The sequence below is a fragment of the Intestinimonas sp. genome (genome assembly GCF_026169115.1).
In the GTDB taxonomy this organism is placed as follows: domain Bacteria; phylum Bacillota; class Clostridia; order Oscillospirales; family Oscillospiraceae; genus Intestinimonas.
In genome coordinates, this window is record NZ_JAPFEA010000066.1 from 1 (window position 1) to 12,110 (window position 12,110).

A 12,110-nucleotide genomic window follows, 5' to 3' on the forward strand; every position below is an offset into this window, starting at 1 on the left:
GGTTCCCCCAAGGCTGCGAGCACGTTGCTCACCAATACCATGCAGAAGGTGATCGACAACTTCGAAACGCAGATCCAGAAGTGGACGGATAAGATGACCGATCAGGTGGATCGCTACACCAGCAAGTTTTCTCAGTTGGAGCAGCTGATCGCACAGATGAACGCCCAGAGTTCCTCACTTAGTGGACTGATGGGTGGATTTTGAGGGAAGTGGTGACTGCCAGTCATGGATATGAGAGGGTACCAAAACTACAAAACGCAGAGCATCAATACCATGACAAAGGGAGAGCTCCTTCTGCTGCTGTATGATGAACTGGTCAAGCGTCTGATACAGGCCGAGCTCGCTTTGGACAAGAAAGAGTTTGAGTCCTTTGAAGCGTCCGTGCAGCGTGGAATTGAGATCATCACATATTTGGATGATACCCTTGATATGAAATACGAGGTCAGCCATGGCCTGACAAAGCTCTACGAGCATTTTACCTATGAGCTGGGCCGGGCCAAGATCGGGCGGAATCCGGAGCCGCTGGGCCGGGTCAAGAAAATGGTGAGCGAGCTGCGGGACGCGTTCCGCGAGGCGCAGAAAACTGGGGACTCGGGTAGGTAGTGAGCGATGGATGAAACGGTAATTCTGACTTCGGTGGCCCTGGAGAAGCGCATGTATACCCTTTTGGTGGAAGGACTGGACCTGACCAGACAGCTGGCCGAGGCGGTGGACCGGGGCGACCCGGTGACCATGCGGCTGATCCTGAGCATGCGCGCGGAGCCCTTTGAAAAGCTGCACGATGTGCGGCGGGCGCTGGAGGAGCGCAAAAACGCCCTCCCGCCGGAGGACTCCGCCCGGCTGGCCGGCCTGCTCAACGGCGAAGCCGCTCAGCGGGCGGAGGAGCGCCCCCTTGCAGAACAGGTGGCGGTCAACCGCCGGCTGCTGACACAGCTCTTTGAGCTGGACAAGGCGGTCAGCCTCAAATTGGGGAAGGACCAGTCCCACTACAAAAAATAAACCGGATACCAGCCCGATCGGGCTGATATCCGGAAGGTCCGGCGTCAGGGCTCGGAATGAGAGATGGCCCACAGAGGGGCGCCGTTGCTGGTGCTTGCGGACAGCTCGTCCAAAATCAGCTGCGGCGCCCACTCCATGAGACTGCGTTCCGTGCTGTTGGGATCTGCCACCAGAAGCGCGCCGGAGAGCGTGACCCCGCGCAGCAAAATGAAGTGGCCTGCCGATGTGAAGTGCCCCGGACCCATCAAGGCCACCACCAGATTTCCGGAGAGAAGAGCCTCCTGGAGGGCTTCCGGCGTCCGCTCTTTGATGGGGGCGGCGGTCAGGCCATAGGCTGCGGAGAGCCCCTTCACGATGGAGAGGTACGACCCGCTCCTTTTCGCCCAGTAGCCATCTTCATAAGCGCGCTCCGCCATCTGGGCCGGATCGATGTCGTGGGCGGTCAGGCTTGCGACCACCATCGCCATGGCGGTGGGCCCACAGCCGTACCGGCCAATGTCGTCCGTGCCGTAGGGCTGGTCCGCCCAGACCTCGTCCGACTGGTTGTAATAAACGACCTCCACGGTGCCGCCGGTGAGGATGTCGCGCCCGGCTGCCGATTTCAGCTCCGTGAGGGCCGGGTCGGACAGGGGCATGTCCGTGTGGATGGCCGGGTCGCCGGCGATCTGCATGTCGGCCTCTGTCAGCGTCTCTTTTTCCGCGACGAGCTCCTCCCACCAGGCGGAGATGCCGTCCGCCGCCTGCCCGCCGAGGGAGGCGGCTGCCTGGATACACTGGCGGACAGGGCGGGTGATTTGCAGGAAGAGGGAAGGGGCAAAGTGGTAGCAGGCCCAAAGCTCTACGCCGCCGATGCAGAGCACGGCGAGCAGCAGCAGCCACAGGAAAGGTTTCTTTCGTTTCACTCGTTCACACCCCTGTCCTCGGAACCATTGGTCATGTATTATTATACCAAGACCAGATGGGATTTCAAGAGGAGCCAATTTTGCTCAGGCATATCGACAGACAGGAGCGCCAATTATGCCCACAATCGCGTTGGAGAATGTAACCAAGTACTACAAGCAGGATAAGCACAGCGGGAGAGGAAAGCGAACAGAAATCGGGGTGGCTGAGGTTACCCTGACCATTGAGCAGGGAGACTTTGTCTTTGTGACCGGGAGCAGCGGAGCGGGAAAAAGTACGCTGCTCAAGCTCATCACCGGAGAGCTGAAACCGGATCACGGCAACGTCTACCTGGATGGAAAGGACCTGACTCGGCTCCTGCGCTGGAGCGGCAATCGCGCCAGAGGAATGTTTGGGATCGTGACGCAGACGGGCTCCCTGGGCCGGAAAATGACGGTGGAGGAGAACCTGATGCTGGCCGCCAGAATCGGGCGCGGGCGCTTTGAGAGCATGAGTCAGGTGGGCGCACGGGTGGTAAAGGTGCTGGGCCTTGTCGGGATGAAGGGCGCAGAGAAACGCTATCCCGTGGAGCTGTCCATCGGCGAGTGCCGGCGGGTGGAGCTGGCCAGAGCCCTCATCAACAGCCCGCCCATCCTGGTGCTGGATGAGATCACCGCCAGCCTGGACGACGATAATATCTGGGACATCTTTCACCTGCTCACGGAGGTCAACCGAAGGGGTAGCACGGTCATCATGGCGACCCACGCCGGCGCATATGTCAACATCATGCGCAAAAGGGTCGTGACACTTGTGGATGGCCGCGTTTTTGGCGACGTACAAAGGGGAAGATACGGGGATGTAATGTAAAGGCAGATAGCATTACATACCCGATTTATATAGAGGAATCAACAAAGGAGGAACTGGGAAGCCATGCTTCAAAACATGAAAATCAAAAAGAGTCTGATTCTGGGATTCGCGATTACCATTGCGGTCTCGCTGGCCATTATTTTTGCTACGCTCACAATGATGAACCTCCAGCGCGGCGCCTACCATGAGATTCTTGACTATAATGTCCGGGCCAACGAGCTGGTTGCGTCCTGCCGGGTGAATGCCAACATTGCGGCACGGAATGTGCGGGATATGGCCCTGCGTCCGACTGACTCAGGGAATGCCGCCCTTCAAAAACGCGCCGAAGAGGTCCTGGATACAATGAATAAGGATTTCGAGGAGCTGAAAAAAGTTTATCCTCTCACGGACAAACAGATCCTGAACGACTATATAAATGCGGTGAAGGAATGGGAAGCGGTGCTTCCGAGCATTTTCAACGCCATCAATGCCGGACGGGGCGATGACGCTGTCCGGCTCATCAAGGCCGAGTGTACGCCCCGCCTGGAGGCCATGGCCTCCATGGCCATCCAGATCGACGACGCGCTGACGAACGCACAACACAGCGCGGTCACACAGCAGAGCCGAAATAACATCATCATGGTCGTTGTGATCATTGCGGTCATGGTGATCGCCACCATCGGCGTTATTACAATGGCATTGAAATTGATCCACAGCATTGTAGCGCCGACAGAAGAGGTGCGGAATGCGCTGGTGGGCTTCAGCGAGGGCAACTTTGACATCGAAGTGGAATTTGAAAGCAAAAACGAGCTGGGCGATATGTGCGAGGCATTGAGAACCAGCCAGCGGGTCCTGCGGGCGCTGGTGGACGATGAGTGCTACCTGCTCGAGGAGATGGCCCAGGGCAACTTCGACATCAAGAGCAAGGACAGGAGCATTTATGTGGGCGGACTGAAGCCCGTCCTCGAGTCCATCCGGACGATCAACAGCAACCTCAGCGATACGCTGGCTCAGATCGACCTGAGCGCAGAGCAGGTGTCCGCCGGCTCCGAGCAGGTGTCTACCGGCGCCCAGGCCCTTGCTCAGGGCGCGACGGAGCAGGCCAGTGCGGTGGAAGAGCTGTCTGCGACCATCTCTGAGATCTCCAGCAAGGCACAGAAGAATGCTGAAAACAGCCAGAGCGCCATGGAGTACTCCAGGGTTGCGGGTGACCGGGTGGATGAGAGCGCCAAGTACATGGAGGAAATGGTCTGCGCCATGCAGGATATTTCCGATGCATCCGAGGAAATCGGGAAAATTATCTCCACGATCGAGAATATCGCCTTCCAGACCAACATCCTTGCGCTGAACGCGGCTGTGGAAGCGGCGCGGGCCGGAAGCGCGGGCAAGGGCTTTGCCGTGGTCGCAGATGAGGTCCGCAACCTCGCCACAAAGTCTGATGAGGCCGCAAAGGCGACCAAGGAACTGATCGATCGCTCCATCTCGTCGGTGCAGAACGGCAACAACATCGTCAAGCAGGTGTCCGAATCCCTTGGCCGGACCGTGGAGGCCGCGGAGCATACCCTGGGCCTGATCCAGGAGATCTCCAGCGCCGCAGAGGAGGAGGCCGAGGCAATCGCCCAGGTCACCGAGGGCATCGATCAGATCTCCGCTGTTGTCCAGACCAACTCCGCGACCAGCGAGGAATCTGCCGCCGCCAGTGAGGAGCTGTCCAGTCAGGCCGCGCTGATGAAGGACCTGATGGCCAAGTTCAAGCTGCGGACCATGGATGACCGCTACGCTGCCGGGAGTTCTGCCACAGCGGCCAATCGAGAGATTCCGGGGGAGGCTGGAGACACTTCCGGTTTTGCGTCTGCGTTCAGTAAGTATTGAGGAAATGGGAACACATAGCACAGGCTTCTTCATGTGTTCATGACCGCGACTGCCGGAGAGTGGAAAGGATGACCGCTCTCCGGCTTTGCGCGTTTCAAGGGACCACCAATGAATACAAAAATCTGGAAAGGGGGAAAAATTGTGGGAAAGAAAGGGCTGTTCAGCAAAATTTTCGGAAGTATTTCCGGAAATCCACCCCCTGCGGAACCGGAGCAGGCAGAGGTTGAAGCGCGGCCTGAAGAACATGCCGCAGAACAGCAGATGACTGCACCGGACGCGCCACATGGCGGCTATGACGTTATCAAGGTGCAGGGCGCTCTGCTTGAGGTGTGGAACCACTGGAGCGGCGACTACTCGCCGCCGGAGGTCTCCATGATTACAGGAAAGACGATGGAAGACCTCCATACGGATGAGCAGATGCTGGAGCGGGAGCGGGTCCGGCTGTCCCTGCAATTAGAACAGGACGCGAAAAAAAGGCTGGCGATGGTGGAGTGCGCAGAGGCCAGCGGACAGTCTCTCAACGCGTTCTGCCAGGTCTATCTCGCACGGAGCAAGATGCTGGCCTGGAGCTTTATCTTCCCGCCGGCCGGCCCGGAGGGGAAAATGCTTGGGGAATCTGTGGGAAAAGCCCTTGCACAGAGTGGGGTGACCACGGGAATCGATTCCGGGGCAGTCGTGAGCATTTTCCAGGAGCCGATGTATTTCAAGCTGATCCCCATTGCAATCGGCACGCCGCCGGTGGAGGGGAAGAACGGAAGCGTCACGGAGCGTTTTCCCCGCACGATTGCCAAAGAGGTAAAGGTGGATGAGAACGGCGTGGCGGATTATCGCGCCGGGAGTTATGTGCAGCTCATCGAGAAGGACGCGGTCATCTGTGACATTGAGCTGCCGCAGCCCGGCGCGCCCGGAGTGCGGGTAGACGGAAAAATCATCGAACCCAAACCGGTGAAGCCGGCCCACGTTCCAGCCGGCGCGAATACCGTACTGGCGGAGGATGGAAAAAAGCTGATCGCCGCCCGTGAGGGGCACCTGGAATTTATAAACGACGCTTTCCAGGTCCACGCTGTGCTGGAGGTCAAGGGAGATGTGGATTATTCCACAGGAAACATTGATTTTCCGGGGGACGTCCATGTTTGCGGCGACATCCGAGAGAATTTTACGGTGCGTGCCAGCGGCTCGATTGCCGTGGACGGGATCGTGGAGGCCGCAACCGTGGAAGCGGGCGGAGACATCGTCATTACCAGGGGCGTGGTAGGTGACAACCGGGCGCTCCTGAGAAGCCATGGGACCGTCCGCGTCAAATATCTGGAGAATTGTGTGGTGTATGCGGCGAAAGGGATCTATGCCGACTGCATCATGAACGCTCAGATTTTCAGCGATGACGTCATCAGCGTCATGAGCGGAAGGGGGAGCGTGATCGGCGGGGCCCTGACAGCCGCACGCCTGATTCAGGCGCGCATGATCGGGGCGCAGTCCGGACGCCGAACGGAACTGAGGCTTGGAGTCCTGCCATATGTGCAAAGCGAGCTGCAAAACATCCAGGAGGATCTGAGGGTCCTGGAGCGGGAGCGGGAGCAGCTGGATAAGGAGCTTTCCTATCTGGAAAGCAAGCAGGGACTGGAAGGCAGCAGCGGAAAGATCGCAAAGGCGCGTATCCGCAGGTCGGTGCTGGGAATCAAGGAGCAGCAGCTGAACAAGCATAAGGAGCAGCTCACCCCCATGGAGGCCGACATTGCGAAATGCCGCATGGAATGCGATATGGTCTATCCGGGGACCACGCTGACCGTGGGGGAGCTGGGCTGGTCCACCAGGCAGACCAGACGGTACTGCAAGGTCGTGTATGATATCAGAACCGGAGAATTGAAAGAGATCAGCTGAGCAGGACCCAGCACGAGGGGGGACAAGACGCATTGGCAACGTTATGCAGAGACGAATGGGAGAAAAAAATGGCTGAGACACTGGTCTGCGAGATTTTGGAGGTCATGTCTGACATTCATCTGCGACTTGCCCAGCTGCAGGAACAAGAGATGGAAAGCCGGAAGCTGGAGGCAATCTACGGCTTTGTAGAAGGGGATTATCAGATCGAGCTGAGGTTTCTGGCGGAACCACGCATGTTCTCCCGGCTGGCGCAGAATATGGCTGGTTCCCAGTTGAGCAGTGATGAAATCCAGGAATATGCAATGGAATTTTTTAATGTGCTGTGCGGCAGGTTTCTTTCTGAGCTGTATAAGGCGACGAATACTACCGCCAGGTTCTATCCAACGAGATATGAACTGCATCCGGACTTGATGTGCCTGAAGGATCAGGTAATGCTGAGCACCCTGTATTTTATCAGTGATGAACAGGAGCTGGCCGCATTTTCCTGGTCGGCCAAACCAATCAATGACCTGCTGAGGAGGAGCATAAATGTTGAAGCGTAGAATCATGGTTGTGGACGATTCCCGTGTCGTATATGCAGAAATGCGGAAGATGCTGGAGGGCAGCGAAATAGAGATCGCGGCCTTCTGCCGGAGCGGGGAGGAAGCGTTGGAGCAGTATGACACGGTCAAGCCGGAGCTGGTCACACTTGATATCGTGATGCCCGGCATGGACGGCCTGGAAACATGCGAAAGGCTGAAAAAGAGCCATCCTGATGCAGAGATCTTTATGGTGTCCTCGATGGCCTACGATGATATTATCGACCAGGCAGCCGCCCTGGGGGCGAAAGGATTTTTGTTCAAGCCTTTTACCAAAGAGGCGCTTTTAGAGGGACTGCGAGGGGCGTTCAAAGCGATAGAGGGTACGGAGTAATGCAGGTTTTCGTGCCGGCTTGACGGGAAAAGGAGTTGTAACGGTATGGCGGAGAGAAAGCCGCAGGGAAACGATTTGATCTTTGCATTGGACATCGGTACGCGAAGCGTTGTCGGCGTGGTTGGAAAAGCGGTTGAGGACCGGTTCAAAGTCCTTGCGGTCGAAGCCGAGGAGCACAAAAAACGCGCCATGCTGGACGGCCAGATCGACAATATACAGCAGGTGGCGGACCTGGTCAAAGCTGTGACGGAACGTCTGGAGCGGAACCTGGACGTCAGGCTGGAGCGGGTCTGCGTGGCCGCTGCAGGCCGGGCGCTGCGGACGCAGACCGGCAGCTTTGCCCTGGAGCTGACCGGGGAGCAGACGATCAGCGCGGAACAGGTCAGTCAGCTGGAGGCCGGCGCAGTGTCTGCCGCTGAGGACGCGATGCAGATGGACGAGGAGAGCCGCAGACAGTTTTTCCTTGTGGGCTATACGGTTGCACAATACCGCCTGGACCGCTATCCGCTCTCTACGCTGATGGGCCATAAGGGCAGGCTGGTCGAGGCGGACGTGGTGGCGACCTTTTTGCCCGGTGAAGTGGTGGAAAGCCTGTATTCGGCCATGCGTGCGGCGGGTCTCCAGGTGGCAAACATGACGTTAGAGCCGATTGCCGCCATGAATGCGGCGATCCCGGCGGAGCTCCGCCTTTTGAATCTGGCGCTGGTCGACATCGGCGCCGGAACCACCGATATTGCCATCTGTCGGGACGGCAGCGTGGTTGGCTATACGATGGTGACGCTGGCAGGCGATGAGATCACGGAAACGCTCATGCGGACGTTTTTGGTGGACTTCAAGACGGCGGAGACACTCAAACGGGAACTTCCGAGTGGCGAAGACCTGCGATATACGGACATTTTGGGCATTGAGACGACGAAATCTCATGAGGAGATCTGTGCCGCCATCGAGGAGCCGATGCAGCACCTTGCGGAAGCGATCTGCGAACAGGTGGCTGCGGTAAACGGCGGCGCGCCGTCTGCGCTTTTCCTGGCTGGCGGCGGAAGTAAGCTGCTGGGGCTGCGTGAGAAAATCGCCGGATGCCTGAATATGGATGAAAAACGCGTGGCAATCGCCGGAAACAACTACGCGAAGAGCGCCTTTTCCGATGATCTGAAGATCGAAAACCCCGAATACGCCACACCGCTTGGCATTGCGATCTCCGCTGGACTGGGGCTGCTGAATGACAGCTATGTGGTGATGCTCAACGGCAAGACAGCCAAGCTGTTCCGAAGCGGCACGCTGACCCTGCGGGACATCCTTTTGATGAACGGATATACCTATGGGGATATGCTGGGGAAATCCGGGAAGAGTCTGAACGTCCTTCTGGACGGCAAGCACATGGTTTGGCGCGGCGAGCCCTTTGCACCAGCGGTATTGTCGGTCAACGGAGCGGAAGCGGCGCTCACCACGGTGGTCCATGCCGGCGATCAGATCAGCTTCATCCCGGCGCGGCCAGGCGCCGACGCGGCGAAAAGGCTGGCGGATGTCCTGGGGGCTGATTTTGCCGGTGAGGTGCTGGTGAACAACAAAAAAGCCGGGCTGGATACGCCGCTGCGGACGGGCGACGTTATTCTGACGCTGAAACGGGAACCGGTGGAGAAACCACAGGAGAAACCCCAGGAGCGGCAGGCGCCTGCGCCGGCAACGGAACATGGAAAGCCGATCGACATCCTGTTCAACGGCGAGGAGCTGCATCTGCCGGGGAAGGAGAGTGGGCTGCCGTATTATCTGATGGATCTTTTGCAGTACTCAGATCTGGATTTTGAGAAGATAGAGCGGCCTGTGCGCCTGGAAGTCAACGGCGTGGAGAGCGGCTTCCGACAGATGATCCGTGATGGGGATTCCGTTACGATCTGCTATACATGAAAGGAACAAGGGCTGCTCCGCCATGACTGCGGAGCAGAGATCCACGATAATCGAAGGAGGACTTCTTGAAACGTAAAAAGTTGATGGTGATTCTTGCCGCGGTCATTTTGGCCGGGGCAGCCTGCGCGGCCATATTTCTGCTGAAAGACCGGGGCGACGGCGCAGAGGAAAGAAAGGAAATTGACCCTCCGACAAGTTATCGGATTGGCGGCGTCGATGTTGCCGCGCTTCCCGTCTTGAACGAGGAGATCGCCGTTTATCGGGAAACGGTAAAGCAGGAGACACAGGACGGTGAGGAGTCTGAGGAGGCGCCCAGCGCAAGTGATGCCGTTGTATATCGCTACGAAGGGCTTGAAGCCCCCGGCTCGCTGGTCGAGGCATACGCGGCGCTGATGGATACGGCGGATACCGGCTTTTGCATCGTGGACGACACGCTTGCAGAAACGGACGCGCCAGACTATGAGGCCGAGGAGGGCTCTGTTCATCTTGCCCGAAATGGCGCGGAGGAGGGCAAGGTCATGTCCATCCAGATGGCGTGGTCGCAGGGCTGCTGCATCGTGACCGCAGGGACGCTGACGGGCGAGATCACGGAGCCGCCGGTCCCGGAGGCGATGACGATCTCGGAGGCGGCAGACTATGTGCGCTCCATGTCACCGTCCAGGCTCGGCCTGGAGGGAACGTCTATGCAGGAATATAATATATATGTAATAGACGGGACCGTTCTGGTAGACGGCATCCCCTGCATCCGTTTGAATGTGTACCGTGACGATGGAAAGGCGGAGACGAATGAGGTCGCGGGCATCTATTTCCTCTCCGCCGACAAGGCGCACATCTACAAGCTGGACGTAAAGCGGGGAGTCGCTGAGGAAGTGGGCTGATCCGGGAATGCTTCGGGATGGCCAGGGACATCGGAGCGGCTGAGAAAACTGCTCTGAATGAACGGAATCCTTTTCCAGCACTCTTATTTTTTGGGGGAGTCCTGTCGATAATAAATATGCATTATATTGTATCCTCCGTCTGTGATCCACAGATGGAGGGGACGGGCGTCTGCGGGCTGATCGATGGGAGCCGATTTCACATGGAATGGGAGGTGAGAGCCTTTTATGGCGCAGTTATTTGAATATTGTAAAAAAGCTGCACTTCCCAGCCTGAGCGGAGGGGACCCCGTTGAGGCACAGGTGTCAATCGGACCGAACGGCGGGCTGCTTCTGGAGGTGCCGTATGAGTTCGATTATCCGGTCAACACCCAGATGGAGGTTGACTTTTTAGACCCGATCATGGGGATGGTCACCTGTCTGGCGGTGCTGCATTCCCCGTTGGTCAAAAAGGGCAGGATCACGCGCTCCTATCGCTGCAATGTTCTGCGCCGCATTCGGCAGATGCAGCGGCGGGAGGACGTGAAGGTACCGGTTTTCGATGTAGTTTCCGTCCGGCTGAATGATGCGGAAGAGGAAACGCAGGCCACGCTGCGCAACATCAGCGCGGGGGGCGTCCTCCTTGTCACCAGTCTGCGCGCGCTGCCTGGCGAACGTCTGGATTTCACGTTCCGGTGCGACGGCCTGGACCTCCCACTCACTGCGGAGATCCTGCGGGCAGAGCCGGAGAAAGGCCGACGGGGCGAAACGCTGTTTGCTTATGGGTGCCGGTTTATACAGCTGTCGAGCGCGCATGAGTCCGCGCTGAGGAGCTTTGTGTTCCAGGTGGAGCGTATGCTTTACAGCGGGAAATAGCGTGGATCGAATCAATGAGTGGGAGTGGGAAATGACATGAAGTCGATTAAATCCAAAATCAGAATGATTGTGCTTGCGCTGCTTGTGGTCAATTCTGTTCTAATCGGCGTAATCACATCTTTGCTGAACGTCAAAGGAATCGATAGGATCATGGAGACTACGGTAGCGCCTGTTTCCAGGATCACGGCCCAAGCCGTGAAGTGGCGGCTGGATAATTACTGGGCGCCTTTGACGGAGGCCGCTTCTCTGGGGATCTTCCTGGATTCCCAGCCCACAGACCCGGAGTTGATCGCGTTCACAGAGGAAATCGCATCCCGCAACGGGTTCCTGTACGTCGGGAAGATGAACGCAAGTGGAATTGCCTACGGTGGAGTCGATTATGGGGACACGGATTACTTTTTGAAGTGCAGAGAGACCCTGCGGCCTGTGATCTCCGACCTCATTTATGACGGCAACCAGACCATTTTCCTGCTGGAGGTCCCCATTCTGAAAAACGGACGGTTTGACGGTATTGTCTACGGCGGTGTGAATGCTGAGTTCCTGAGCGATATTGTCAAGGGGCTGACCGTAGGCGAAGAGGGGCAGGCATACATTCTGGACGCAAAGGGGAATGTGATCGGGCATCCGGACCCCAGCTATGTGATGGACGGCGTCAACTTCATCAAGCAGGCGGAGACGGACTCCAGTCTGAAACAGGTGGCGGCGGTCCACAGGTCAATGATCGCCGGAGAGAGCGGCGTGTCCTCTTACCGTTTTGACGGGGACAACAAGTGCTTTGGCTACACGCCGGTTGGCGGTGAACAGGGCTGGAGCGTGGGCGTCGAGATCAGCCACCGTGAATTCAAGGTATTTTTGGACATGAGCCTTATCATTACCTTTGTGGTCGTCCTGCTGATGCTGGTCGTGTCCTCCCTCATCACACTGCGGCTGGCCCGGATGATCTCTGTGCCCGTGCTTGAGATCCAGACGGCTACCATCAAGCTGAACTGCCCCAGATTATGCTGACAGCACAAAAAAGAGCCCCTGGTAGGAAATATTGAGTTTAAAGTGGAGAGGCGTCGCGCCAGCGGCGCCTCTCCGGTTTTTAAC

General features: G+C 57.6%; 13 protein-coding genes. 12 read left to right on the forward strand and 1 reads right to left on the reverse strand.

The window, feature by feature from the left end; all coding sequences use genetic code 11:
- The 3 genes from fliD to Q0Y09_RS06255 form a co-directional block, all read left to right on the forward strand.
- The coding region (gene fliD / locus Q0Y09_RS06245; RefSeq protein ID WP_297719223.1) for a flagellar filament capping protein FliD at window positions 1-204 on the forward strand (204 nt) is incomplete at its 5' end.
- A 27-nt stretch (window positions 205-231) separates the two neighbouring features.
- Window positions 232-603 carry a flagellar export chaperone FliS gene (gene fliS / locus Q0Y09_RS06250; protein ID WP_367184362.1) on the forward strand — a complete coding sequence of 124 codons (372 nt, stop codon included), beginning with the start codon at window positions 232-234 and terminating at the stop codon, window positions 601-603.
- 6 nt (window positions 604-609) lie between these two features.
- Window positions 610-999 (forward strand): hypothetical protein, encoded by a 390-nt coding sequence (locus Q0Y09_RS06255; protein WP_297719230.1) that lies wholly within the window; start codon window positions 610-612, stop codon window positions 997-999.
- Between the two features lie 44 nt (window positions 1,000-1,043).
- Here Q0Y09_RS06255 and Q0Y09_RS06260 read toward each other — a convergent pair whose 3' ends face one another.
- A complete protein-coding gene (locus Q0Y09_RS06260) occupies window positions 1,044-1,901 on the reverse strand; it encodes a C39 family peptidase (protein ID WP_297719233.1) in 858 nt (285 codons plus the stop codon).
- 115 nt (window positions 1,902-2,016) lie between these two features.
- Here Q0Y09_RS06260 and Q0Y09_RS06265 point away from each other — a divergent pair, with 115 nt between their 5' ends.
- The 9 genes from Q0Y09_RS06265 (at window position 2,017) to Q0Y09_RS06305 (ending at window position 12,026) form a co-directional block, all read left to right on the forward strand.
- Window positions 2,017-2,745, forward strand: coding sequence for a cell division ATP-binding protein FtsE (locus Q0Y09_RS06265; protein WP_297719236.1), 729 nt, complete (start codon window positions 2,017-2,019; stop codon window positions 2,743-2,745).
- Between the two features lie 75 nt (window positions 2,746-2,820).
- A complete protein-coding gene (locus Q0Y09_RS06270; protein WP_297719240.1) occupies window positions 2,821-4,596 on the forward strand; it encodes a methyl-accepting chemotaxis protein in 1,776 nt (591 codons plus the stop codon).
- A 261-nt stretch (window positions 4,597-4,857) separates the two neighbouring features.
- Window positions 4,858-6,474 carry a FapA family protein gene (locus tag Q0Y09_RS06275; protein WP_297719242.1) on the forward strand — a complete coding sequence of 539 codons (1,617 nt, stop codon included), beginning with the start codon at window positions 4,858-4,860 and terminating at the stop codon, window positions 6,472-6,474.
- A gap of 68 nt (window positions 6,475-6,542) precedes the next feature.
- Window positions 6,543-7,016 carry a hypothetical protein gene (locus Q0Y09_RS06280; RefSeq protein ID WP_297719246.1) on the forward strand — a complete coding sequence of 158 codons (474 nt, stop codon included), beginning with the start codon at window positions 6,543-6,545 and terminating at the stop codon, window positions 7,014-7,016.
- Window positions 7,006-7,386 (forward strand): response regulator, encoded by a 381-nt coding sequence (locus Q0Y09_RS06285; RefSeq protein WP_297719248.1) that lies wholly within the window; start codon window positions 7,006-7,008, stop codon window positions 7,384-7,386. The genes Q0Y09_RS06280 and Q0Y09_RS06285 overlap by 11 nt, the downstream gene beginning before the upstream one ends.
- Before the next feature lie 45 nt (window positions 7,387-7,431).
- Window positions 7,432-9,291, forward strand: a complete 1,860-nt coding sequence (locus tag Q0Y09_RS06290) for a cell division protein FtsA (protein WP_297719251.1) — start codon at window positions 7,432-7,434, stop codon at window positions 9,289-9,291.
- Between the two features lie 65 nt (window positions 9,292-9,356).
- A complete protein-coding gene (locus Q0Y09_RS06295; protein WP_297719254.1) occupies window positions 9,357-10,169 on the forward strand; it encodes a hypothetical protein in 813 nt (270 codons plus the stop codon).
- A 225-nt stretch (window positions 10,170-10,394) separates the two neighbouring features.
- Entirely contained in the window at window positions 10,395-11,021 is a 627-nt protein-coding gene (locus tag Q0Y09_RS06300) for a PilZ domain-containing protein (RefSeq protein ID WP_297719257.1), read from the forward strand.
- Between the two features lie 150 nt (window positions 11,022-11,171).
- Window positions 11,172-12,026, forward strand: a complete 855-nt coding sequence (locus Q0Y09_RS06305) for a cache domain-containing protein (RefSeq protein WP_297719260.1) — start codon at window positions 11,172-11,174, stop codon at window positions 12,024-12,026.
- The last annotated feature ends 84 nt before the right edge of the window (window positions 12,027-12,110 follow it).